General features: G+C 43.2%; 19 protein-coding genes. 15 read left to right on the forward strand and 4 right to left on the reverse strand.

From position 1 onward, the window contains the following. The first annotated feature begins 62 nt into the window (after nucleotides 1-62). From NSQ50_RS14765 to NSQ50_RS14790, 6 genes are all read left to right on the forward strand, one after another. Entirely contained in the window at nucleotides 63-1,829 is a 1,767-nt protein-coding gene (locus NSQ50_RS14765; RefSeq protein ID WP_076222532.1) for a cache domain-containing sensor histidine kinase, read from the forward strand. Continuing rightward, a complete protein-coding gene (locus tag NSQ50_RS14770; protein ID WP_076222530.1) occupies nucleotides 1,819-3,423 on the forward strand; it encodes a response regulator in 1,605 nt (534 codons plus the stop codon). The genes NSQ50_RS14765 and NSQ50_RS14770 overlap by 11 nt, the downstream gene beginning before the upstream one ends. A 203-nt stretch (nucleotides 3,424-3,626) precedes the next feature. Further along, nucleotides 3,627-3,992, forward strand: coding sequence for a hypothetical protein (locus tag NSQ50_RS14775; protein ID WP_051490998.1), 366 nt, complete (start codon nucleotides 3,627-3,629; stop codon nucleotides 3,990-3,992). Further along, a complete protein-coding gene (locus NSQ50_RS14780) occupies nucleotides 3,979-4,464 on the forward strand; it encodes a nitroreductase family protein (protein ID WP_036677894.1) in 486 nt (161 codons plus the stop codon). The genes NSQ50_RS14775 and NSQ50_RS14780 overlap by 14 nt, the downstream gene beginning before the upstream one ends. An 18-nt stretch (nucleotides 4,465-4,482) precedes the next feature. Next, the gene (locus NSQ50_RS14785) at nucleotides 4,483-6,222 is read left to right on the forward strand and encodes an ABC transporter ATP-binding protein (protein ID WP_076222528.1); all 1,740 of its coding nucleotides are present in this window, start codon (nucleotides 4,483-4,485) and stop codon (nucleotides 6,220-6,222) included. Then, complete coding sequence (locus tag NSQ50_RS14790) at nucleotides 6,209-8,062, forward strand: ABC transporter ATP-binding protein (RefSeq protein ID WP_081386831.1); 1,854 nt, start codon at nucleotides 6,209-6,211, stop codon at nucleotides 8,060-8,062. Before NSQ50_RS14785 ends, NSQ50_RS14790 begins: the two co-directional genes overlap by 14 nt. A 238-nt stretch (nucleotides 8,063-8,300) precedes the next feature. On the opposite strand, the gene NSQ50_RS14795 is transcribed toward NSQ50_RS14790, so the two are convergent. Continuing rightward, a complete protein-coding gene (locus NSQ50_RS14795; RefSeq protein WP_076144159.1) occupies nucleotides 8,301-8,846 on the reverse strand; it encodes a TetR/AcrR family transcriptional regulator in 546 nt (181 codons plus the stop codon). Between the two features lie 168 nt (nucleotides 8,847-9,014). On the opposite strand from NSQ50_RS14795, the gene NSQ50_RS14800 reads away from it, so the two are divergent. Both NSQ50_RS14800 and NSQ50_RS14805 read left to right on the forward strand, forming a co-directional pair. Next, on the forward strand, nucleotides 9,015-9,761 hold the full coding sequence (locus NSQ50_RS14800; RefSeq protein ID WP_076144157.1) for an SDR family oxidoreductase: 747 nt from the start codon (nucleotides 9,015-9,017) through the stop codon (nucleotides 9,759-9,761). Nucleotides 9,762-9,808: 47 nt separating this feature from the next. Then, nucleotides 9,809-10,375, forward strand: coding sequence for a dihydrofolate reductase family protein (locus tag NSQ50_RS14805; RefSeq protein WP_076222526.1), 567 nt, complete (start codon nucleotides 9,809-9,811; stop codon nucleotides 10,373-10,375). A 76-nt stretch (nucleotides 10,376-10,451) separates the two neighbouring features. On the opposite strand, the gene NSQ50_RS14810 is transcribed toward NSQ50_RS14805, so the two are convergent. Together NSQ50_RS14810 and NSQ50_RS14815 are read right to left on the reverse strand one after the other, a co-directional pair. After that, nucleotides 10,452-11,582 carry a glycosyltransferase family 61 protein gene (locus NSQ50_RS14810; RefSeq protein WP_081386830.1) on the reverse strand — a complete coding sequence of 377 codons (1,131 nt, stop codon included), beginning with the start codon at nucleotides 11,580-11,582 and terminating at the stop codon, nucleotides 10,452-10,454. Nucleotides 11,583-12,296: 714 nt separating this feature from the next. Continuing rightward, nucleotides 12,297-13,160, reverse strand: coding sequence for a helix-turn-helix domain-containing protein (locus NSQ50_RS14815; protein ID WP_076222522.1), 864 nt, complete (start codon nucleotides 13,158-13,160; stop codon nucleotides 12,297-12,299). Nucleotides 13,161-13,303: 143 nt separating this feature from the next. Between NSQ50_RS14815 and NSQ50_RS14820 the strand changes: the two genes are divergently transcribed. Beyond that, nucleotides 13,304-14,800 carry a glycoside hydrolase family 43 protein gene (locus NSQ50_RS14820; RefSeq protein WP_076222519.1) on the forward strand — a complete coding sequence of 499 codons (1,497 nt, stop codon included), beginning with the start codon at nucleotides 13,304-13,306 and terminating at the stop codon, nucleotides 14,798-14,800. Nucleotides 14,801-15,266: 466 nt separating this feature from the next. On the opposite strand, the gene NSQ50_RS14825 is transcribed toward NSQ50_RS14820, so the two are convergent. Then, on the reverse strand, nucleotides 15,267-16,175 hold the full coding sequence (locus NSQ50_RS14825; protein WP_076222517.1) for an AraC family transcriptional regulator: 909 nt from the start codon (nucleotides 16,173-16,175) through the stop codon (nucleotides 15,267-15,269). Between the two features lie 156 nt (nucleotides 16,176-16,331). Here NSQ50_RS14825 and NSQ50_RS14830 point away from each other — a divergent pair, with 156 nt between their 5' ends. From NSQ50_RS14830 to NSQ50_RS14855, 6 genes are all read left to right on the forward strand, one after another. Further along, nucleotides 16,332-16,718 (forward strand): NAD(P)H-binding protein, encoded by a 387-nt coding sequence (locus NSQ50_RS14830; RefSeq protein WP_244886485.1) that lies wholly within the window; start codon nucleotides 16,332-16,334, stop codon nucleotides 16,716-16,718. 157 nt (nucleotides 16,719-16,875) lie between these two features. Continuing rightward, on the forward strand, nucleotides 16,876-17,859 hold the full coding sequence (locus NSQ50_RS14835; RefSeq protein ID WP_038570987.1) for an aldo/keto reductase: 984 nt from the start codon (nucleotides 16,876-16,878) through the stop codon (nucleotides 17,857-17,859). Between the two features lie 288 nt (nucleotides 17,860-18,147). Next, nucleotides 18,148-19,962: a hypothetical protein gene (locus NSQ50_RS14840; RefSeq protein WP_076222514.1), complete on the forward strand. Its 1,815-nt coding sequence runs from the start codon at nucleotides 18,148-18,150 to the stop codon at nucleotides 19,960-19,962. Nucleotides 19,963-20,132: 170 nt separating this feature from the next. Next, nucleotides 20,133-22,493, forward strand: a complete 2,361-nt coding sequence (locus tag NSQ50_RS14845; RefSeq protein ID WP_256716971.1) for a glycoside hydrolase family 95 protein — start codon at nucleotides 20,133-20,135, stop codon at nucleotides 22,491-22,493. Nucleotides 22,494-22,672: 179 nt separating this feature from the next. Beyond that, nucleotides 22,673-23,566: an ABC transporter permease gene (locus NSQ50_RS14850; protein ID WP_051491014.1), complete on the forward strand. Its 894-nt coding sequence runs from the start codon at nucleotides 22,673-22,675 to the stop codon at nucleotides 23,564-23,566. An 18-nt stretch (nucleotides 23,567-23,584) separates the two neighbouring features. Then, on the forward strand, nucleotides 23,585-24,448 hold the full coding sequence (locus NSQ50_RS14855; protein WP_038570993.1) for a carbohydrate ABC transporter permease: 864 nt from the start codon (nucleotides 23,585-23,587) through the stop codon (nucleotides 24,446-24,448). Nucleotides 24,449-24,561: the final 113 nt, after the last annotated feature.

A 24,561-nucleotide genomic window follows, 5' to 3' on the forward strand; every position in this document is an offset into this window, starting at 1 on the left:
CGTATTGAAGTAGCTATAAATAAAGGTCCGTATTCGCTTAATTATCGGCCAGGAGGTTACCGATGAGGTTTGCACGTATCCGATCACAAATCGTTTTTTACTACTTGGCCTTATTAGTGGTTTCCATGATTGCAAGCGGTATTATGTACCAACGAATCAATGAGAAATTCACCGAGGAAAAGGTAGGTGAGGTATCGCTTCAAACCTTAAACGCCATGAATTCCGGAATCGAATCACTTCTTGACAGCACGAATAATTATTCCAAGATGATCGTGTCGAACAATACAGTTCAGGAAGTTCTGGGCAGTGATCTGGCGGGTAACGACATCGGAATTTTAACTTACAAGCTAGAGGTGGCTCTGTCAGATTTTATGCTCGCAGAGCCCTCTATCTCTTCTGTCTATCTATTCGATAATGCAGGACGTAAGTTTGCGATTGATTTGCAGTCTGCAAAACCGATCAGAACGGATGGGATCGAGTCAGCGGAATGGTATTCCGAGGCGGTCGCCTTGGACGGAAAAGCAATTTGGAGGAAAAATGCCGGAGGTATCTTCAATTTTGAGACGAAGGAACCCCAGCAGGATCCACAATATATTTCTCTGATTCGTATCGTAAACGACATGAACACTTCCAAGAAAATAGGAGTACTAGTCGTGAACATTACGGTTCAGGAGCTGAAAAAAAGCTATGAACGTTCGATCAACGATAATAAACCTGATTTAATGATCGAAACTGGATATGAGACACTCCTTGATTTTACAAAACCTGAATTATCGACTTATACAAACTCTTCTATGCTTGATGTGCCGCTCGGCAGTAGCAAAATCGTAAAGATCAAAGATCATAATTATCTGATCTCTTCTCTGGTTTCAATGGATCGTGGTTGGAAGTTTACTAGCGCTCAGCCTCTGGGGGAATGGGAAAGCCCCTATCGTCAATTTAATCTAATGCTGTTAATGATTATGCTGTTTAATTTCATTTCTATATTTTTAGGTTCCGTCTGGATTTCTAGATTCATTACAACACCTATTTTACATATGCTGCGATCCATGAAAAAAGTGGAGATTGGAGAGTTTAGTTTGGTTCGGTACGAGGCGAGAACTGATGAGCTGAACCAGTTGAAAGATAGGTATAACAATATGATTGTGACCATTGAGCAAGCGCTGAAGCGGGAGAAAGAAGAACAGAAATTGATTCGGAAACTCGAATTGGATATTTTGCAGCAGCAAATTAAACCACATTTTTTATATAACACGTTAGAATCAGCTGGCTATTTAACTTTGTCAGGAAATAATAATGAGGCGTACCAGATTATTTCTGAGCTTGCAGCCTTCTATCGTCAGAGTCTTAGTAAGGGCAGTGATGTAGTAACGTTAAGAGAAGAAGTAGAGATCACTAAAAGTTATTTGAGTATACAAAATATTCGCTATCCAGAAATTTTCACCAGTGAAATTGAGGTGCCGGAAGAAGCTGAGTATGTTCGGATACCCAAATTGACGCTTCAGCCGCTTGTAGAAAATGCGCTTTATCATGGTATTCGCCCTTTAGGGGAGTGTGGTAAGATTCGCATCCTTGCCCGAATTCAGGGGAATCGACTGAAGTTAATCGTGGAAGACGATGGTGTGGGCATGAATGAAGACAAACGCCGGGAAATGCAAGCTGAGCCCTATGGGCAAAATGAGTCCAGTTTTGGGTTGCGCGGTACTTTGATGCGTCTGAAGCTGTACTATGGGGCGGATATGAATTGTAGTTTGGTCAGTGCACCGGGAGAAGGAACTCGGATTGAATTGGAACTACCGCTTGAGGAGGGGAATAGTCATGGAGCTTGAACTGCTCAGAGCCATTATTGTGGATGATGAAATTAATGCGAGAAAAATTGTTCCCATCATTATAGATTGGCAAGCGGTTGGTTACAGATTCGTAGGTGAGGCCTCGAATGGAAGCGAAGCGTTAGATCTGATCGAAACGATGAAACCGGATGTAGTATTTACAGATATCAGTATGCCTTTTATGGATGGACTGGAATTAAGCCGGTTGATAAAAGAAAGGTATCCGCTAGTCAAAATTGTGATCATCACTGCACATCCCGAATTCGAATATGCAAAGAGAAGCCTGGACATTGGAGTACAAAATTTTATCTTGAAGCCGCTTCAATCCGAGGAAGTACGAAGAGTTGCGGTAGATCTTCATGGGAAAATCCGGGAAGAGACAGAGCGGTGGAACGAATATCAGGAACTGAATCGACAGTTAAAAGAAAACGCCGTTCAACTAAAAGAAAAATTTCTAAATGATTTGCTATCAGGCCTCTGGGACCCCGATCAGCTGGACAGCCGGTTCCATTACTTTTTTCCTGACTCAGCGAACAGCCTGTTTTCAATCATGCTCATTGAACTTCAAATCTCCTTAGAAGAAGGGGAGGAACAACGAATCCTGCAGTCTTTGCGTTGTAAGAGGTTTATTGATTACGCGCTTGAAGAGTATGAGGGAATCGAAGTTTTTTTTGATAACAGTCAACGCATTGTCCTTCTTAATAGAAAAGATAATCAGAATCTTACGAAGATTGGAGAGTGGCTGGCCCAATCGCTCCATGAAAAGCTTGAATGCAAAGCTTGCATTGGCGTAGGTAGTACCTGTACGGATTTCAATAGGATCAAAGAATCCTATAAAGAGGCGCTGGAGGCAGTTAGATATGGTAAGTTAAAGGGCAGTAACGCCATCTATTTTTTTAATGATGAAATTCATTTCGGGGGCCGATCCTGGGAAGTTAAGACGAATGAAATTGAGGAAATTTTGTTTTTTGTAAAAGCTGGTGTCTTAGACAAGGCTATGCAATCCATCGAGAAAATGTTTCAGGATTTGGAGAAGTCCAAGGCTTTTTCTGTGGAACGAGCTAGGTTGGTTTCCGCCCAATTTGTCTCCACATTAATCAATTCACTCGCTGAAATGGGAGTTATAATAGATAATAATCTTTCTTTCGATATTTCGCCATATAAAAGGATTTTTGAGCTCGATAGCCTGCCAGACATGCAACAGACATTACTTGAACTCACAGAGAAGGTAACCTCTCAAGTAACCCGGGCACGTAGCAAAAAAACCAATAATATTATCCATGAAGTTAAAGAATTTATTCAACAGGAGATGCACATTCCGGAGATGTCTTTATCCTATGTATCGAATAAATTCCACATGAATTCCAGTTACTTTAGCCGGATCTTTAAGCAGGACATAGGGATTAGCTTTACGGATTATCTTCTCAAGTGCAGAATGGAAAAAGCGGTGAAGCTTCTGAATGAAACGGATTGGAAAGCTTATCAAATTGCTGAAAAGGTAGGCATTAAAGATCCATTTTACTTCAGTAACTGTTTTAAAAAAGTAATGGGAGTATCCGTTCAGGAGTATAAGAAAAATAGTTTTTCCCTATAAATCACTCCGTTGAATTTGATAATTTTTCTCTTTAAGCCCGCACTTTATGCGGGTTTTTATTGTTTTTTCAGATATAAAATGAGCAATTATGATGTTACAAAATGGAAAAATGATCTTGACAGAAATGGTTTCTATCGTATACATTTGTATACATGAAGAACGCGTATACAAATGTATACACTACTGCAAAAGGAGGAAATAAAATGCGTGAAGGACATATCGGCAAACGTGGCGGTCATAGGGAGCACGGAGAACACAGAGATCGTGGCTTTATGAAACATGGGATGACAGAACAAATGGATCAACATCCTAAAAGTGCTCAAACTTTTCGCCGTGGCAGAGCCATCGCTTTTTTAGATAAGCTTATGGTTAACCGGGCTACATTACAGCGGCAGTTAAATCAGCCTGAGCTTGAATCGATTAAACAAGTGGTTAGCGGTGAATTAAAAGCAACGGAAGCGATCATTGAAGAGTTTAAACAAATCTTTCAGATTCATGAGATCGCTCCAGAAGATACAACATCAAATGTTAAAAAAGAGGAGAGTAAAGAAAAAGATGAAAATAACTGAGCTCATTAAAACCCGTAGAAGTATAAAACAATTCAAACAGACTCCAATAGGTGAAGAGGAGTTACATTCATGGCTGGAGGCTGCAAGTTACGCTCCTAATCATCGTATGACCGAACCTTGGGAGCTTCTTTTCATCGGACCCAATACTAGAGCGAAATTAAAACATAAGACGGATTTTGGCAACGCACCTGTTGTTTTTGCAGTTCTGTCTAAGCCTGCCGCAACTGCGTTTGAACGCGATGAGAATGTTATGGCTGCTGCTTGTTTCGTACAAAATTTCCTATTAGCTGCACATGAAGCAGGTGTAGGTACGTATTGGGCTTCGCTGGGGGCTTTGCCTCATAATCGTGAGATTCTTAATGTTCAAGAAAATTACGATGTTATTGGGATATTTGGAATGGGTTATCCGGAGGAAATGCCGAATGCGAAACCCAGAACACCGATTAGTTCTAAAATCACGTATTTATCTTAAACAATTGAAGGTGGCGGAATGTGGAAGCTTAAGCATTATTTGAGGCCATATTGGGTGTGGTGTGTGTTGGCACCATTGCTGATGCTGGTCGAAGTGACTATGGATTTACTGCAGCCCACGCTCATGGCGAGCATTGTGGATAAGGGTGTTATGACAAAAGATTTGTCACATATTTTCTCGACCGGACTGATTATGCTTGGTGTAGCGTTTATCGGTCTAATTGGTGGGGTGGGCTGCACTATTTTTTCGAGCATTGCTTCTCAAAACTTCGGTAATGATTTGCGGATTAGCTTGTTTGAACATATTCAGAAATTTTCTAACAAGAACCTGGATCAATTGAAGACGGGCTCACTGATTACGCGATTAACAAATGATGTGGTGCAGCTGCAAACCTTTGTGCAAATGATTTTGAGGAGTATTCGATCTCCATTGCTATTAGTCGGAAGCTTGGTGATGGCCATCCGGATTAGTCCTATGCTGACCCTCATCCTAGCCGTTGCCGTGCCACTCTTGAGTTTAATATTGTATGGGTTAATCCGACTTTCTTTTCCTTTGTTTCAAAAAATGCAGGTCAAATTAGACGGTGTGAACACAGTGTTGCAGGAAAATTTATCCGGCATCCGTGTAGTCAAAGCATTCGTCCGCGCTAATCATGAACAGAAACGCTTTAATACAGCTAACAAGGATTATACAGAAATTGCGATAAAAGCGGTACGGTTAATGTCATTAAATATGCCGCTAATGATGCTTGTACTAAATGCCAGTATTGTTGCTGTACTATGGTTTGGGGGAGTGCAAAGCTGGAACGGTGGGCTGCCAGTTGGTCAGCTGATCGCTTTTATTAACTATATAACCCAATTGTTGATGTCAATGCTGATGTTAAGCAATATGTTGACCTTCTTCTCACGAGCCAAGGTTTCTGCCGATCGGGAGAATGAAGTATTTTCCACCATTAGTGAGATTACAGAAGTTGCCAACGCTAAAAAAGATGCCATACACAACGGTCGGATCGTATTTGACAATGTATCTTTTGCTTATGATCCTACGGATGAAAATCTAGTGTTAGACGGTATTAATTTCACTGCGGAGCCAGGAGAAACAGTCGCCATTCTTGGTGCCACCGGTACTGGTAAATCATCATTGGTCAGCCTCATTCCCCGGTTTTACGAAGTGTCCTCTGGATCCATCTCTATTGATGGCTCCGACACTCGTATGATTGCTCTGGAAGATTTACGTAGCAGAATCGGATATGTTATGCAGCAGGCTACTCTGTTCAGCGGTACTATCCGCAATAATATCCGATATGGCAGACCGGATGCCACAGATGAGGAAGTGGAAGAAGCAGCAATAGCCGCTGAAGCTCACAATTTCATTTTAGAACTTCCACAGGGTTACGATACAGAGCTCGGCCAGCGTGGCATTAACCTGTCCGGTGGGCAAAAGCAGCGGCTTTCGATTGCACGGGCACTTTTAATTCAGCCAACAATCCTCATTATGGATGACAGCACTAGTGCGCTCGATGCAGCGACAGAGTCACGAATCCGGCAGATGTTAAAAACACGGCTGCGTAGCAGCACGAATATTTTGATAGCTCAGCGTGTCACCTCTGTAATTGACGCTGATCGTATTCTGGTATTAGAAAACGGCCGAATTGCTGTACAAGGTACACATGATGGTCTTATGAATAGCAGTGAAATATACAGAGATATTTGGAGATCACAGATGAAGGGAGAGGAGGTGCCTTATGTCAAAGCTTAATAACGGCATGAACACCACTCCTTTTAATCGATCAGGAGGATTCGGACCTGGACAGGGATCTGGTCCCGGACGCGGCGGAGCTGTGCCGATCGTACGCGCTAAGAATCAAGCGGGCACACTCAAACGCATCTGGACTTATTTGAACCGCCAGCGGTTCGGGTTAATCATTGTATATGTATTTACTGTGTTGAATGCAATCCTTTCGTTGATTGGGCCTTATCTAATCGGTAAAGCCATTGACACTGCCGTAATTCCCCACGATTATCAGGGTCTAATTCGCTTTTGTCTACTCCTAATTGGTATTTATGGGCTAAGCAGTGTGGTTGCTTGGGTGCAAGCCTATGTTATGACCTCCGTTTCACAAAATACCGTATTCGAGCTGCGTCGTGATTTGTTCAGCAAATATCAACAGCTACCGATCAAGTTTTTTGACACGCAAGCTAACGGAGAACTAATGAGCCGGGCAACCAACGATATAGAGAGCGTATCCAGTACACTTAATCAGAGTGTGACCCAGTTATTAAACAGTTTGATCACATTAAGCGGTTCACTAGTGATCATGTTAATGATGAACGTTCCGTTGACCGTAGTTTCACTGATAACGATCCCTCTTGTGTTATTGTCCAGCCGTAAAATCATAGGTTTAAGTCGAACTTATTTTAAAAATCAGCAACGCCATTTAGGTGAATTGGGTGGATTTATCGAAGAAACCATCAGCGGACAAAAAGTAGTCAAACAATACAGCAGGGAAGAGACAGAAGTGAAACGGTTCCGCAAAATCAGTGGAGAGTTGAATAAAGTCGGCATTAAAGCACAAATTGTTTCCGGATTAGTGGGACCGGTCATGAACATGATTAATAACCTTGGATTTGCGATCATTGCCGGGGTGGGTGGCTGGATGGCTTTTCATAACATGGCTACGGTTGGCGTAATCGTTAGCTTCCTTACGTATTCCAAACAGTTCGGACGACCGATCTCCGATCTTGCTAACCAGTACAATCTAATTCAGTCGGCAATTGCTGGTGCGGAGCGTGTGTTTGAAGTTATGGATATGCCATCCGAATACGGTGACGGTGATGAACAAAGTGACGATCTGCCAAGGTTAAAAGGGAACGTTGTTTTCAAAGACGTTTCATTTGCTTACAAGCCGGATTCACCAATTCTGAGTGGGGTTACGTTTGAAGCAAAACCCGGAGAGAAAATTGCGCTTGTCGGCCCAACGGGTGCTGGAAAAACGACCATTGTCAACTTGCTGATCAGATTCTATGATTTGAGCGGCGGCTCCATATTCATTGATGGCCGCGATATTGGAGAGCTGGATAAATATGCACTTCGTAGTCAATTGGGAATGGTATTGCAAGACGCGCATGTATTCTCGGGAACGATTCGGGAAAATATTCGCTTTGGCCGTCTTGATGCGACTGACCAAGAGGTAGAGGAAGCGGCAAGATTGGCCAATGCAGATGCCTTTATCAATAGACTGCCGCATGGATATGAGACTATTCTCCATGCGGAAGGCAGTAATTTGAGCCACGGCCAGCGTCAGCTTTTAACGATTGCCCGCGCCATTCTAGCTGATCCAGCTATTTTGATCCTAGATGAGGCAACCAGCAGTGTGGATACGCGTACGGAAATGCATATTCAACAGGCGATGGAAAAGCTAATGAAGGGACGAACAAGCTTTGTGATCGCCCATAGGCTTAGTACCATCCAGGATGCTGATCGTATACTCGTTATTCAGGGTGGCGGAATTGCCGAGCAAGGCAGTCATAAAGAGCTTCTTGCGCTGCAAGGTGTTTATTACGAGCTGTACAATACCCAGTTCAAACGAGCGATTTAAAAGAATCTTTACTTGAACCGATAACATTTGTAAGTAGATGCTTTTATCGGACTCATCTGACCTTAAAGGCGAGATTTTCTGATTTTCAGAAGATTAAAGGACCCCACTGCAGCTATTGGGGTGAAGGAATAGCATCCCAGGGTCCGAAGTCCTTAAAAAGATGTGTAATCTATTGCGTAATTAATGCCCGATAAAAAAGAGCGACGATTCACCTATTATAGGAGAATCGCCGCTCTTTTTATAAATTCCTCTCTAATAACGTTCCGAGTTGTTCAGCCAAGACTTGATGTGCTACAGGTCTTTCATTCTTGAACCACCATTCCACTACCCCTGCATAAGCCGATGCAACAAAACTAATAATAACCTCTTCATTTAACCCTTGGTTTATTCCTGCGGTGACATTTACTTCATGCCGAAACTCATCGAGAAGAAAGCTTAAGAAACGATTTCGAAAATAAGGAGCACCTTTACTCGCTAACATCATAGAGAAGAAAGAAAAATTTTTATCGAAGTATTCCGTCCAGATCAACGTTGCCTCGATAAAATCCAATTCAGACGCCGATTCACAAAGTGCTCTTAGGACCTCTATATGTTCTTCGATAAGTTTATCTAACAAATCATATTTATCCAGATAATGAAGGTAGATCGTTCCCCGGCTTACATTTGCTGTGTCGGAGAGATCCTGTATGGTAATGTCGTCAAAATTTTTCTTAGTCATCAGTTCAATGACGGCCTTTTTAAGCGCATCTTGAGATTTGAGTATTCTTCTATCCACTTTAGACATTCGGGGTTCACCTTACTTTCTAAAAATAATAAACACATTTATAGGATCTGTTTAGTATTGAACAAAACAGACTCATCGTACAATTGAATGTATTCTGTAACTGTTTATAATAATAGATTATAGTCTATTAATAAATCAATATACAATATCGAAAGGGTGTTTTTTTACATGTCAAATATCAAAGATAAAGTCGTAATTATTACAGGTGCTTCTAGTGGGATTGGGGAAGCCGCCGCGAAAGAACTAGCCTCTAAAGGTGCTAAGCTTGTTCTAGCCGCTCGTCGTGAGGAACGTCTTCAAAAGCTTCAAGGAGAAATTGAACAAAGTGGTGGAACAGCCATCTACAAAGTGACAGATGTGACTTCCCAAGCACAAATGGAAGAACTGGCAGCTTATGCACTTAAAGAGTTTGGCAAAATTGATGTATTAGTTAATAATGCGGGAATCATGCCACAAGCTTTTCTTTTTAAGAAAATGGTGGATGAATGGGATCAAATGATTGACGTAAATATCAAAGGGGTTTTATATGCGATTGCAGCTGTTCTCCCATCAATGAGAGAGCAAAAATCTGGTCATATTATTAACTTATCATCGGTTGCTGGCCATAACATTTACCCAGGGGGTACAGTATATTGTGGCACCAAGCATGCGGTTAGAGCAATTTCTGAAGGGCTTCGTCAAGAAGAAGCGATGAGTGGAACCAATATTCGTGTTACCAATGTTTCTCCAGGAGCCGTCAGCAGCGAATTGTTAGATACTACCTCAGATGCAGAGTCAAAAGCTGGCTTGAATGAATTTTACAAAATAGCCATTGATGCAGACAGCATCGCTCGTGCCATCACATTTGCCATTGAGCAACCTTCAGATTTGGCTATCAATGAAATGATTATTCGCCCAACAGTTCAAGTAGGTTAAAAGGGGATCGGTATGGATGTAAAGCTTGGATATGTGGCAGGATTACCATGGAGGAAAATTTTACGTTAGGCAATAAATTAGAATTAGAGCAGAGTAACACTTCAAGCATTCCTAGAACAGAATTTATCGCTCAAAATGATGCCTCAACATATGCAGTAGCTGTAGATCCCTCGGGAAAACTGGGCTGGACCAAAAACTACATTTCAGAAGGAAGTCACAATAGAACAGAGCATCATATCATTGAAGTGCTTACAGAACAGGTATCTGATGCTTATCTAGCTTATCTGAAAAATCTAGGAATCTCATATATATTCGGTGGAAAAGAACGATTGAATTTTTCTGTAGTCGTGAGAAAGCTGAAACAATTATTCTCAATCGATGAATTGATGCTGGAGGGTGGGGGCGTTTTAAACGGCTCTTTCCTGAATGAAGATTTAATTGATGAGTTGAGCTTGGTTATAGTTCCCATCGTAGATGGAGCCTCTAATTCTGTGACCTTATTTGAAATGGATTCATCTATGAAACAACAGCCCTCAGCAAATTTCAGCTTAAAAAGTGTAGAAAAACTTGCGGATGATGGGCTATGGTTGAAGTATGTAACACGGCGTGATTAAATCTATGTTTCTTAAAAAGCGCAAAGCAAAATATGCTTTGCGCTTTTTGAATTCGAGAAAGTAGTAAGCAAGCTTCTCATTCCAAGCCTGCCAGATGCATCGTTTGTTTCAGACGATCTACGTTCACATAGATGTCTTCCAGTCCTGGAAAACGAATCGCAGGATCTGCTACACCTTGCCCGTACACCATATAATATTCGAGATTATTATGGTTGCTGATCATCCAATAGGTTGGAACAACATGCTGGGCATGGAAAATTTCAATGACCTGTGTTCCAGGCTGGCAAAAAGCCAGATTAGCGAGTCCAGCACCATGCGGACCTACGATTACTTTCGCTGAGGCGAATAATTGGATTTGCTGGGCAACCGTCCAGTCTTCTAGACAAATCGGTACGATATTAAATTTCTCTAGGCAGCGGATGACATCATCTTCATTAACCAACCTTCTTGAGCTTGCTTTTTTTCGTGAGATATAAATTCGTTCTGGAGTGACTAGTGTTGTTTCTCTATGCGGTAACAAAAATCTCCGCAGTGTATCCGTGGTCCAAGGAGGATAATGTGAATTCATCATTAAGGAAGGGACAAGTAGCTGGTCAGCCTGAACATATGCTTCTGAATTCGTCCGGATCACCAATGACTCGGATATCCCAAGCATGGCCCACGTTTGTTCCACAAAGGGTCCATACGGATTTGGATTCATGATAATAGTGGAGTAAGTGATTCCGCTCGATTGAAGCATCGCTAATCTAGGAAGCACATCATACATCCAATGAAAATAGTTATGGGCTCCGCAAAATGTTAACACCGCCGCGGTCCCGGCAAAATGTTGAAGCTGCGGATCGTTCCACCGGTGAAACACTGGGTGCTCATCTGCTTCAAGCATCCTGTATTGTTCGGCATCATATTCTTGGGAAAGATCAAAGATCAATTTCCCTTCTGGTGTTAGAAGGGCACCAGATTCTCCCCATACCTTCCCTCTGGAAATGGTGGCTACGTATACGCCAAAGGGCTCTAAACAATAAGGTGTTAGTGCTGGAGCAATACTCGTTTCAATGCTTTTGGGCGCTCTGAACTCAGCCGCCCGTCCGAAGTCAAAAGGAACGACATTCCCAGCTTCCTTTGTACTGTTTTCGTTGTGGGAAGTAAAGTCCCAGATGCTTTGGTAATATCCTTGGGGTGGTACCCCTTGTGCAGAAAATAACATCATGTCACCTCATATTCCCAAGTAGAAGCGCAGAAACCTTATTAAGCTATTTTATGAAATGAAGATTCTTTGGACACAGGCTTACTCGGAAAGAGGTGGATGAACAAAGAAGACTTACGTGAGACTGAGCAGAAACAACTCATCGCACAGAAACAGATCAGATCCAAAAATCTAAATATGTGCGTTAACCTATGAAGAAATTGCGTTTCTGAAAAAGACATATGTTCCATTGTTGGTATGAATTAACTTATTAACTAATAAGCGACGAGCACGCTAACGCTGAATAGATAGTCGATGGATGCGATGTGTACCAACGTTTAACTGCATTTCGTACAACTATATTCCTTCAAATCACTCAGCTCGGGGATATAAGTGTACTTCGTACATCTATTTCCTTGATTTTCTACCCAATAGGTGGATTTGATCGTTTTTAGTTGTATAGAATGCAGTTAAAGTATGAAGGTTCTTTTTGCGTACGGAATAAGTGTATAGAATGCAGTTATCTCCCAGATTCGATTAAGACACAGAACTAAGAGAATACGGAGAGGGCATTCCGATCGGTTACATTCCAAGGTTTGCTATAAGCGATATGCGGACCATTAGTTTGTTTATATTCACTTGCCCATAATCTGATCAGGTAAGCTGGTTAATCCAAAAACACCAGACAGTAATTTTCCAACAATAGGAGAATCGCTGCCTGGTGTTCTTTTTTTACCCTCAAAGCTTGTTCCTATAGACCTTAGGTGACATCCCATAGATTTTGGTGAATTGGCGGGTAAAATAATTGCTATCACTAAACCCGCATTCATGTGAGATTTGGGTGATACTGAGGTTAGAATGCTTTAATAGTCCGCAAGCCCGTTCCAGACGTAAACGATGAAGATAAGCGATCGGGGTTGTCTGATAGTAGGAGCGAAAGATCCGGTTTAAGTGTCTGACTGAAATGTCCGAATGTTTGGCGATCTGATCCAGTGTTAAGGGCTCAAGATAACGATCTTCCATATATGAGAGTGCATTCGCCAAATGCATCAGATGGTTCCCTTGAATCCCTTTTTCCTGTTGGTCATAATGTCTGGACAAATAGACAACCAGTTCCATAAACTTGGAGCCCAGCATGGTCTGATAACCCTGTAGCTTGTTGTGATATTCTTCAATCATGCCCGCTATGAGAAAAGAGACATACTCCAGGTTAGGAATCGGCAAGCTGAGTTTGCTTGTGTAGGAATGTTTATGACGATACAGGGGTTCCAACACAAATAATGCTTGAAAGCCGTTGGATGTCCGCAAATCCGGCCCAGCTGTCGATAGCATTTCAGGCTGAAACATAATATTGCAGATCTTGAAATCCTGAGGATCTTTAAAAGCATGCGGGGTCGAACCATTAATTACAAACACATTTTCCTTTTTGATAAAAGACTCCTCAGTATTAACAATATGTGTAGCTGTGCCACTCAATACAATTACGAGCTCTGAAAAGTCCGCATGTCTATGTAGATCGGTGTCTTCGTCGTGATAGCCGTATTGAATAAAAAATGGAAATTGACGATCAGATGTAAACCATTTTAAATAAAATTCACTCAACTCGTTACCCTCCAAAAGCTTGTCTAGATGAATGTCTATATCATGCTATTTTAGGACCGAATAATCAAGGCTTTCTATCCAGCTGAAGCAGTATAATCCTTGACATAGGTTTCAGTGATTAAGATAGAGAAGGAGAATACTACATGAAATATAACAATCCGATTATCCCGGGGTTTTATCCAGATCCAAGCATTTGCAGAGTAGACGAGGATTATTATCTGGTAAACAGTTCATTTGCCTATTCTCCGGGAATACCTATTTGGCACAGCAAGGATTTGGTGCATTGGAAGCAGCTTGGGTATTGTTTGACTCGTGAGAATCAGCTTCAATTTGATGAATCAGTGGTTTCCGGAGGTGTGTGGGCGCCGACTCTTCGTTATTATAACGGTCGTTTTTATATGGTTACGACAAATAAGGATAGCGGAGGTCATTTCTACGTTTGGGCGGATGACCCGGCAGGTGAATGGTCGGATCCACTTTATGTGGAGCAGGAAGGTATTGATCCCTCCTTGTTTTTTGATGATGGAAAGGTTTATTTAACAAGCACAGGCTCCGAGCAAGGGATGGGGATCTACCAATGTGAGATTGATATTGAAACGGGCCATAAGCTTAGCGATACACGCTTGATCTGGACTGGCAGCGGAGGAAAATTCCCGGAGGGTCCACATCTTTACAAAATAAACGATTACTATTATTTGATGTGTGCAGAAGGTGGGACAGAATATGGACATATGGAGACTATTGCAAGAAGTAAATCGCCATATGGGCCTTATGAATCGTCTCCTCACAATCCGATTTTGACTCATCGAAGTTCAGATTACCCCATTCAAGCTACAGGACATGCCGATTTAGTTGAAGCACAGGATGGTAGCTGGTGGGCGGTATTTCTGGGGATTCGACCAGTAGGTTATCCTTACCGTTATCATCTTGGCAGAGAGACATATTTGGCTCCGGTTCAGTGGACGGAGGAGGGTTGGCCAATGATTGGGGATAACGGAGTGGTTGGATTAGAAATGGAAGCTGACCTGCCTTCACCAATGCCGTGGGAAGAAGAGCCTGAAACCGACGATTTTAATCAATCTGACCTAAGAATGAGCTGGAATTTCATTCGTAATGCTAATAAGGTGGATTGGTCATTGCAGGAACGGGGAGGGTGGCTAGCTTTACGTGGATCAGATGTGAGATTAAATGAGAAGGGAACGCCTGCTTTTATTGGTTGTAGACAGCGGCATTTGAATTGTGAAATTACCACCAAAATGGAATTTAGCCCTCTTGATGGTGACGAAGCTGGTCTTGTAGTTTTTATGGATCAGCAGTATCACTACGCAATTGGACTAACGCAAATGGAAGGTGAAAATGTTATTACACTGCGCAGACAGGTAGGGAGCATTAGTGATGTGGCATATTCTTCGGCTTTAGAAGGTACAGGGGTAGATTTGAGAATCCAGGCATCACCTGAAAAATATATGTTTTACTATCGAGGTGTGGATCAAATATGGCATCAGCTTGGCGAAGCCGAGACACACTTGATTTCTACTGAAGTCGCAGGAGGATTTACTGGAGTATTTTTCGGTATGTATAGCTACTCTCCTAATCAAACAACTGCTTATTATGATTGGTTTAGCTATCAAAAGAAATAAAAAGCGGTCGGCTACGTGTTCGTCAGAAAAAGCAGTGTTAGCTTGTGGAAAACACAAAGCAGCGATTCTCCAAGTATGGATGAATCGCTGCTTTGTGTTTTTTGGTTGTCGTTGTTTTTTTGTCGTCGTTGGTTGTTTGCCTCAGCTTGTATTTATAAACCTCTTGGGCTTAAGGACTCAGAGGACGTTATTTGCGTATTTATCCCTTTTTGAGCTTAGTTTCGGACCCCATTGCAGCTATTACTTCGAAAGCGATTCAGATTGAGCGTTTTTTGAACCAATAGCAGCTATGCGGTCCTTTAGCATCCCAAATGTGAGATATTACTGCGTTTAAGGTCCTCTGGGTCCGATAGTAATAAGCTCATTAGCGATAAACCCGATAGAATCAGCGTGTGCGCAAAGGTTACCTATACATGTTGGTGTTTAGCGGATAGTTCCATATTGTGAATGAAGAACGCGTTCGCGTTTATCCAATGAGCATATCTTCCTTCAAACGCTTGATGTCTGCTCTAGGGGGTGAACCAAACATCCGAGAATATTCGCGGCTGAATTGTGATGCACTTTCATAGCCAACACGGAACGCGACATCCGCTGCATCCGCTGATTCAGATAATAAAAGGCGGCGAGCTTCCTGTAAGCGCAGATGCTTTTGAAACTGAATAGGACTCATGGCAGTTACCTCTTTGAAGTGTCTGTGGAACGAAGAAATACTCATACTGGCTGTTTCAGCAAGCTCTTCAATCCGCAAAGGTTTATCACAGTTCTCGATAATCTGTTCGATGGCCTCCCGAATGCGGTAGGTGCTGCTACCTTCCATCGCAATTTGAGCGAGTGTAACTCCATAGGGTCCCTTCAGAAGCCGGTATAGAATTTCATCAGTATAAATCGGAGCCAAAAACGGAATGTCCTTGGCATCATCCAGCAAACGTACCAATCTCAGGATCGCATCCAATAGTGATAACTCTATCTGCCCGACATACATAGCTCGCTTAGCATTTTCTTTCGGAGCGAGTTTAAATTCGGAATCATTTAGTACCTTCAATATCTGACTCTGCGTAAATTCTAGCTTAAAGCTTAAATAGGGTGCATTGGGAGAAGCTTTTATAATCTGACCGATAACCGGTAAATTCATTGATGATATTAGATAATTTGCGGGACCATACTCAAAACGGTCCTTGGCCAGTATGATCTCCTTTGTTCCTTGCGCAATGAAACATAAAGAAGGTTTGTATACTCTGTATACTGGCTCGGTCACGTTGGAGTTACGAATCACAAACAATGAGGGGATAGCGGTCTCATATACTCCATCCTGGCACGAATGATGTTCAATCAATCTGGCGAGTTCTTCTTTCCGCTCTAGTAATTCTTCAGACATGTGCTCCTCCTAATGTTTTATTCTTACTCAATTATAAAGTAAAAGCATCTTTTGTGTTAGTGCTAGTGAGAGGAATAGGCAATCATTTAAGATAATTGAGATAACGGTGTCAACTTCATACATCGCATAATTAGAACTAAGAAAGGGGTTTTGAAATTGAGCAATGTTTTGATCTTAGGCGCTAACGGTGGAATTGCTCGTCATGCGATTGATTTATTCTTGAACGAAACCGATGCTCAGTTAACTCTATATCTTCGCAACTCGGACAGATTAAGCTATATAACATCCAGCCGTGCTCGAGTAGTTGAAGGGGACGTTATGGATAGTGAGCAATTAAAAGAAGCGATGATCGGGCAAGATGTTGTTTATGCCAATCTGGCTGGTAATTTGGAAGGAATGTCTAGATCTATCGTAGAGGCAATGAATACAACTGGTCTTAAACGTTTGATTTTTATAAGCTCAATGGGCATTTACGATGAAGTTCCCGGAGAGAAGTACAGCAGTATATTGGATCCATATCGAAAATCAGTAGAAATCATTTGACTACGAAACAACTCAGAAAGGTGAACCTTTTAAAGGGAGAGAAGTGTCGCGAAAAAGTGTGGCTGCGTTAGTTGTTAAATTGGCCGAATCACCAGATATGGAAATTTGCCGCAGTTTAGGAGTTAACAAACCCAAAATCTAAAGGAGGCACAAGCTAATGGAATATATAAAACTTGGACGTACTGGTTTGGACGTATCTAGAATTTGTCTTGGCTGTATGAGTTACGGAGTACCTGAACGTGGAATGGCTCCGTGGTCGCTGAATGAGGAGCAGAGCAGACCTTTTATTAAAAGAGCACTGGAGCTTGGGATCAACTTCTTTGATACGGCTAATGTATACTCTGACGGAACTAGCGAAGAAATTGTCGGACGTGCCTTAAAAGAATTCTCTCGCCGGGATGAGGTAGTCATTGCGACAAAGGTGTTTTTCCGGATGCATCAGGGACCAAATGGGGCAGGACTTTCACGCAAAGCGATTATGACCGAAATAGACAACAGTCTAAGACGGCTGGGCACGGATTATGTGGACCTATACCAGATTCATCGTTGGGATAATGACACTCCTATCGAAGAGACCATGGAGGCACTCCATGACGTAGTAAAGGCAGGGAAAGTTAGATATATAGGAGCGTCCTCTATGTATGCATGGCAGTTCTTGCAGGCGCAGCATGTTGCTGAGCGAAATGGTTGGACTAAATTTGTCTCTATGCAAAATTACTTGAATCTACTCTACAGGGAAGAAGAACGGGAAATGTTGCCTCTTTGCCGGGAAGAAGGAATCGGTGTGATCCCATGGAGTCCGCTTGCTAAAGGCCGACTAACCCGTGATTGGAATGAACAAACAGCTCGTTCAGAGATAGACGAAGTCGGAAAGGCATTTTATGCAAAAATGGCTGAAGCTGACCGCAAGGTTGTTGAGGTAGTTGCCGAAATTGCGGCTAAGCGGGGGATTCCACGTGCACAAGTAGCGCTTGCTTGGGTTCTGCAAAAAAAGCCAGTAACATCGCCTATCATTGGTGCAACCAAACCTAATCATCTGGAGGACGCCGTTGCAGCGTTATTAGTGACGCTGGAGCCAAGTGATATAGCGAGACTAGAAGAGCCTTATGTGCCACACCCAGTTATAGGAAATCTAAGCTAGATAAAAAAGCGTGATGCCCTTTGGGATCGCGCCTTTTTTTATCTAAGTTAACTTTCATCTCTTATTTAGTGCCTTTAGAATCTTATCTTTAGTTTGGCTTAATCGTTGCTCAGCATCATGCGGGTGCAAGGGTTTGCTTAAATAGGTGAATAAGAAAACACATTCCAATCAATAAAAATGACATGTTAATTCTTCTTTAGCCAAGGTAATATGTATCCGACATGTGAGAGTGAATATAGAAAAGGAGGTGAACTCTTTATTATTAATTCCACGTTAAAGCATACGCACATGACTACTGAAATTGGTCAACCAGCTATCCTCAAGCCTAGGGAGGGTTATCCGACGGTTTCCTTCACATCGTGTGTTGACGGAAGGGTTGCCGGTGAATTTATTTTTGATAGAACGAAGCTGGTTGATAGTTTGCCTGAGACTCCTATGGTCAAAGACTCGTTAATGGAATGGACACCGTTAGGCACGGCAGAACAACTGGGTACTTATGAACTGCGAATGACCCTCAAGCAGGACGGAAAAGCTCCTCAGTATGACTCATATTATTTTACCGTGCTGGATCCAAAGAGCATCCCCGCGGGACAGAGCCCAATTGCTTTCCTTGGTAACGATGGAATGATGATGTATATCGGTGATTATCGAGGTAATCGGATCTTAGATTTTTCCAATGCGGGTTATAGGGGTGGCGGTGTTGAAATCCCGAATATCCCCGTTAAGTCGACCGTTCTACCCTTAGACGGAGACGCGACGGAACGTATTCAGGTTGCGATTGACCAGTTGGCCAAGCGCCCGCTCGATAAGAACGGATTCCGCGGAGCGATCCTGTTGAAAAAAGGCAGATATGAAATCGGAGGCACGTTATTCATTAAAGCAAGCGGGATCGTCCTTCGCGGCGAAGGTCAGGACAAAGAGGGCACCATTCTCTATGGTACCGGAGCGAAACAACGAAATCTAGTTGAAATTGGTGAAAATGCAGATCTTATGCTGGACAGCAACTCGAAACGGATGATTTCAGATTTGTATGTACCCTCAGGCTCGCGCACTTTCCATGTAGAAGACGGGAATGCTTATCGTGTAGGCGATCAGATCATAGTCCGCAGAATAGGTGATAAAAACTGGATTCACGAAATTGGCATGGATAACATATATAAGCGCCCGGGTGGAACCGTAACCCAATGGTCACCGTTCAATCTGGATTTTGACCGAGTCATCACTGCTATTGTAGGTAATGCGATTACGGTCGATGCCCCACTAGCGAATGCTATCGAACTTCAGTGGGGCGGCGGAGAGATCTATAAATATACAGACCATGCCCGCATTCAGCAGGTGGGGGTAGAGAATATGAGGGTAGAGTCCGATTTTGACCCGAGCATTATAGATATTAAGATGGATAACGATACAACGGATCCTTATTATGCGGACGAAAAGCATGCTGAGCGTTTTGTCGTATTCAACAGTGTGAAGAATGGCTGGGTTCGAGATGTGACGGGTTACCATCTGTCCTATTCTCTCGTTCAAATGAAGCGTTATTCCAAATGGATTACGGTTCAGGATTGTCAAATGTACGATATGATCAGTATGGTTACTGGGGGTCGCCGTTATGTCATACATCAGATGGGCCAGCTAAATCTCGCTCAACGTATTTATACAGAAACGGCGCGGCATGCGTTCACCGTCGATAGCTGGGTACCGGGGCCAAATGTATTTCTGGATGGGGAAGCTGTTAACAATTATAACACCAGTGAGCCTCATCATCGCTGGTCAGTCGGAGGCCTGTTCGATAATATCAAAGCTCCCATCTCTATTCGGGATAGGGCGTGGTTAGGCAGCGGACATGGCTGGGCAGGCGCGAATTATGTAACCTGGAATACGCAAGGAGAACTCACTTTACAGCGGCCACCAACCGCTCAAAACTACGCCATTGGCCATGTTGGTAGCAAGGTACCCGGACTGGTTCCTAACGATTATGATCCCCGGCCCCGTGAAGATGGATATTGGTGCAGTTGCGGTCAACATGTCGTCATTAATAGTCTCTACAAGCAGCAGCTGATGGAACGTTTAGGTCGAAATGCGCTCAGTAATATAAAAAAATAATTTACAGTAGGGTGCGGAATCTTCCGCATCCTTTTTAGTTTGGATCATAAAAAAACACAACCCCTAACAATCTATGCCATGGAGAGACATCAGAATCAAGAGTAGCATAAGAAGTGGAGTTACTGACGAATGATATGACCTGAAAATAGGAAAGGCCAGGTGAACAAGAGTTGAGTGAAAGAAGACGAGCGAAACAAGAGGTGGCATTATCGGCAACCATGCGGGAATCAGAACGTCTTCGATTATGGTATACAAGCCCGGCGTCAAATTGGAATGAGGCTCTTCCCATAGGAAACGGGCGCCTTGGGGCGATGGTGTCTGGTATGATCGGCCAAGATAAAATCCAGCTTAACGAAGATTCAATCTGGTACGGCGGCCCTGGACGCGCAGCTAATCCTGCAGCTCAGCCGTATTTGACGGAGATTCGGCAAATGCTGAAAGACGGCAGGCAGGCGGAGGCAGAACATTTGGCTCGAATGGCTATGACTGCTTCACCAAAATATGAACAGCCGTACCAGCCACTTGGCGATTTGATTTTGAAGTTTCTGGATTCTAGTGAGGTTATTGAAGAATACGAGCGGGAGCTCGATTTGGAGCAAGCGGTTGTTACGGTGTCGTACCGTTGTGGCGGGGTTCGCTATTACAGGCAATATTTTGTAAGTGAACCGGACGGTGTATTAGTAGTCCGATTGACAGCTGACAGACTTGGCAAGATCACGTTGGCTGCGAATCTTATGCGTCGTCCGTTCGATACCGGCTGTAGTACTGGTCCTGCAAACACAGTTCTAATGAATGGGGAATGCGGAGCGGATGGTGTTCGCTTTTGCACAGCACTAAGGGCAGTTCAACAAGGAGGCCGCCAGAGGCTCATAGGGGATTTCATCTCTATTGAGGGAGCAGACTCCGTCACCCTTATGCTGGCAGCGCAGAGTACCTTTCGTGTGGATCAACCTGAAAAAGCCTGTCTGGAGCAATTGGATCAAGCCACGGCTCAGTCTTTTGCAACTCTAATAAAGCGGCATAAGGAGGAATACAAGTCCCGGTTTGCTCGATTTTCAATCGATTTAACAAGGGATGGCGACCCGTACGCCGAGCTTCCTACCGATAAACGATTACTGCGGTTACAGCAAGCAAAAGATGAAAGAAGCAATTCCAATGAGTTTGGTGATCCAGGACTAGTTGCACTATATGTGCAGTATGGGCGCTACCTATTGCTTTCCAGTTCTCGACCAGGTACGTTGCCTGCTAATCTGCAAGGCATATGGAATGATAGCTTTACCCCGCCATGGGAATCAAAATATACAATTAATATTAACCTCCAGATGAATTACTGGCCTGCCGAAGTCCTAAATATGGCTGAATGCCATGAACCGCTGTTTGATCTGATCGAACGGATGCAGTTGAACGGTCAAGAAACGGCAAAAGAAATGTATGGCTGTCGCGGTTTTGTTGCTCATCATAACACTAACTTATGGGCGGAAACCCGACCTGAAGGCATCCTAATTACCTGTACGGTCTGGCCAATGGGTGCTGCTTGGTTATGCCTTCATTTGTGGGAACACTACCGGTTTGGACTGAACCTGTCTTTTCTCAAGGAAAGGGCCTATCCAGTGATGAAGGAAGCAGCGATTTTTCTGCTTGATTACATGGTAGAGGAGGGTGGTGTACGGATTACTGGGCCTTCGGTCTCCCCTGAAAACCGCTTCCTTCTTTCGGACGGAAGCAGCGGCAGCCTCTGTATGGGACCATCTATGGATTTGCAAATCGCATATGCAATGCTTTCCGCCTGTTCGGAAGCGGCATCAATAATTGGAGAAGCAGATACAATGTTTCTCTTTGAACTACATGAGACGCTTGAACACATTCCACAGCCGAGTGTGGGCAGTCATGGACAGATTAAGGAATGGCTGTTTGACTACGAAGAGCAAGACGCAGGTCACCGGCATATTTCTCAGTTGTTCGCATTACATCCGGGTGAACAGATTGACGTGAGGCACACCCCTGAGCTTGCCGCAGCAGCCCGACGAACGCTTGAACGCCGTCTTGACGGAGGTGGAGGCCATACCGGCTGGAGCAGGGCATGGATCGTCAACTTTTATGCCCGTCTCGGTATGGGTGCGGAAGCCTACGAGCATTTACTTAATCTCTTAGCCTCCTCCACGTATTCGAATCTTTTAGACTGCCATCCACCCTTTCAAATAGACGGAAACTTTGGTGGAGCAGCAGGCGTAACAGAAATGCTGCTGCAATCCCACCGAGGAGAACTTCGACTATTACCTGCCCTTCCTAAGGAGTGGGCTTCAGGCAGCATAAGGGGAATGAGAGCAAGAGGTGGTTTTACCGTTGATCTTTTTTGGAGCCAAGGAAAGCTTGATGAAGCGACGATTCACTCTACGTTAACCGCTGAATATCGAATTTGGTCTGCTGTTCCGCTTGATCTGCCAGAACAATCTCTTATTAGCGATGGTCAGGGATTTGAATATACTTTTTCTTCAGTTGCAGGGAAGTCCCGCAAGATTTGTGCACAATAGTCAATCGTAATAAAACACAGGCAAGCCAAAAAATCTCCATTTTGAAGACCTGGATATTGGATTAACATTAGCCATACAACAAAATCCAAACTGCAACCAAAGGAGCGATATTTATGCCACAACAAGTGCCAGCCGCATTGCCAGCGAGCAGGCCAGATCTTTCCCCATTCCAAAGAAGAATGACCAATTTGCGCAAATATAAGGCGCTATATCTCATTTCACTGCCGGGCATTATTTTTTTTATCGTATTTAAATACTTACCCTTGGCGGGTTCCATCATGGCCTTTCAAAACTACAACATATTCAAAGGTTTTACAGGCAGTCCTTGGGTTGGCCTTGATCAGTTCCGGCGGATGTTCACCTATCCAGAGTTTTTGAGAATTCTTGAAAATACTATCCTGATCGGCCTATATGATATGGTCTTTGCGTTTCCGGTTCCCATAATATTCGCCCTCCTTCTTAATGAAGTGAGAAAAGCTTTCTATAAACGGATTTTGCAGACCGTCGTTTATTTGCCCCATTTTCTCTCATGGGTCATTATTGGGGGGATTATGATCGGCATTTTGTCCCCAACGACAGGTATCGTGAACCAGATCTTAAATGCTTTTGGGCTCGACTCCGTTTATTTTCTGGGCGAGGACTCGTATATTCGTACCATCCTGGTTGGAACAGGCATATGGAAAGACAGTGGATGGGGAACTATTGTTTATTTAGCCGCACTCGCAGCTGTGAATCCCGAGCTGTATGAGGCGGCCCGGATTGACGGAGCAAATCGGTGGAAACAAACCTTATCCATTACGATCCCGACGATCTTGCCCACCATCATGATTATGTTCCTGCTTCATATCGGTAACTTCCTTGATTTTGGCTTCGAGCGAGTGTTTGTATTTATCAATTCGCTTAATGAGACCAATGGAGATATTCTCGATACGTATATATACCGAGTGGGTCTTATTGATCAGCAATACAGCTATACAACAGCTATAGGCCTCTTTAAATCGGTCGTCGGACTGTTGCTAGTCATGATCGGGAATACGCTTAGCAAAAAAGCATCAGGGGATGGACTTTACTAGAAAGGAGTCGAAGAGTAAATGAAAAATAAAGGTCGCCTGTTTGACGTTTTTAACTATATATTTCTGATGCTGGTCGGGTGCTTGATGATCTTCCCTCTGCTGCATGTGCTCGCCAAATCATTTAGCAGCACTCATGCCATTAATGCAGGCGAGGTTAAGCTATTCCCTGTAGATTGGACGCTTATGAATTATCAAGTTATTCTTGGGGATACCTCCATCTGGAGAGCTTTCATGGTAAGTATATTTATTACAGTTGTCGGAACAGTTATTAATCTGATTTTAACTGCATCACTGGCCTATCCTTTATCCAGATCCGAATATTCGATGCGCAAAGGAGTTCTGATTTTAATCCTAATTACGATGATATTTCACGCTCCGCTCATACCGAACTATATGGTCATCAAAAACTTGCACTTGATCGACTCTTTATGGGTATTAATCATCCCATCGGCCATCAGTGCATATAACCTGTTCATCATGCGTTCTTTTTTCTCAGCCCTGCCTACTGAACTGATAGACAGCGCGCGAATGGATGGAGCGGGAGAGCTGCGCACGATGTGGAGCGTCATCCTTCCTTTGTCCAAACCTGTTATGGCAACTATGGGCTTGTTCTACGCGGTATCCCATTGGAATTCTTATTCATCGGCGTTGTATTTTATCAATACACGAGCGCTTTATCCACTTCAGCTGCGGCTTCGGGAAATCGTACTGAGTAACGACCTTGGGCAAGCGGGCAGCTTATTAGAAAACGTAAATGAAGTATCTCCGGCAGGTGTGCAAATGGCAGTTATTGTCGTCTCCGTCATACCGATTATTATCGTGTATCCGTTTCTGCAAAAGTATTTTATCAAAGGGATGTTAATCGGATCTATTAAGTCTTAAATCAACCAGCTTGCATCATCCTTTAAAAGAAACAGCCATCTGCTTATCAAAATATGGTAAGATATAATCCAAACTCAAAAATGGAAGCGTTGCCAATGATCGCAACTTCAAAT

Origin of the sequence: Paenibacillus sp. FSL R10-2788 (genome assembly GCF_038003885.1) — a bacterium.
Lineage (GTDB): Bacteria > Bacillota > Bacilli > Paenibacillales > Paenibacillaceae > Paenibacillus_AQ > Paenibacillus_AQ odorifer.